1 protein-coding gene is annotated in these 1,162 nt (G+C 27.4%); it reads left to right on the top strand.

Translation table 11 applies throughout. The features are described 5' to 3' along the window. A partial coding sequence (locus tag HMPREF1984_RS11105) for an autotransporter outer membrane beta-barrel domain-containing protein (protein WP_021766350.1) occupies window positions 1–640 on the top strand: 640 nt, incomplete at its 5' end. Window positions 641–1,162 lie beyond the last annotated feature (522 nt).

Genomic DNA, 1,162 nt, shown 5'->3' with positions numbered 1-1,162 from the left:
GTTAAAAGCAGGAATCTTTAAAACAATGTCACCAGCATCAGACCACAATGGATCATTGAGATGGACAATTGCAGGAGATGCATTTATAAGTAAAAATGAAATGAAACGTAAATTCTTAGTTGTTGATGATGTATTTAATGCTAAAGGAGACTACACTTCTTACGGTGTGGCATTAAAAACAGATTTAGGATATGATATCAGAATGTCTGAAAGAACTCATTTGAGACCATACGGTGCATTAAAAATGGAATATGGAAGATTTAACAGCATAAAAGAAGATAATGGAGAAATTAGATTGGAAATTGAAGGAAATGACTACTTCTCAGTAAAACCAGAAGTTGGAGTTGAATTCAAATATGTTCAGCCGTTGGCAGTAAGAACACAATTATCTGTTGGATTATCAGCAGCCTATGAAAACGAATTAGGAAGAGTTGCGGATGGTAAAAATAAAGCAAGAGTAAGATATACAGATGCAGACTGGTTCGGAATCAGAGGAGAAAAAGAAGACAGAAGAGGAAGCGGAAAATTTGACCTGAATATTGGTGTAGATAACACTAGATTCGGAGTTACATTTAATGCCGGATATGATACTAAAGGAAGTAACATAAGAGGAGGATTAGGATTTAGAGTTATTTACTAATAACTTTTAATACGGAGAAAAGATTTCTGTTGAAAATATAATCTTTAATTCAGGAAATATAAAAATAGGAACACCGTCAATATTATATTGGCGGTGTTTTTATTTTAAAAAAATTTGATTAAATAAAATTAAAATATATTTGAAATATACTTAGTGTTTTTTTTATAAATAAAATATATAAAATAATATGGATAAGAAACTACAATAATTAAAAAAATGTGGTATAATTAATTAAACAAATAAAAATATAGAGACATATAATAAAAATCAGACCTTATCAAAGATCAGATTAAATAAAATAAATAATAGTAAATGAGTTGAAATCTTAATTAATAAATATTATTTAATTGAAAATAAATTGAATAGTACATTTAAAGTAATACTATATTAAGGAGGACATTTATGAAAAAGAAAATACTTTTGCTATTAGTTTTATTTATAATGGCAATAGTAAGCTATTCAGCAGAAAAGAAACAAAGTTTAGAAGTAAGTTTAAACTCTATAGAAAACAAGTTTAACGAC

It is taken from the genome of Leptotrichia sp. oral taxon 215 str. W9775 (assembly GCF_000469505.1).
GTDB lineage: Bacteria > Fusobacteriota > Fusobacteriia > Fusobacteriales > Leptotrichiaceae > Leptotrichia_A.
The sequence above is the reverse complement of the archived record's forward strand: the minus strand, read 5'-3'. Positions and strand labels throughout refer to the sequence as shown.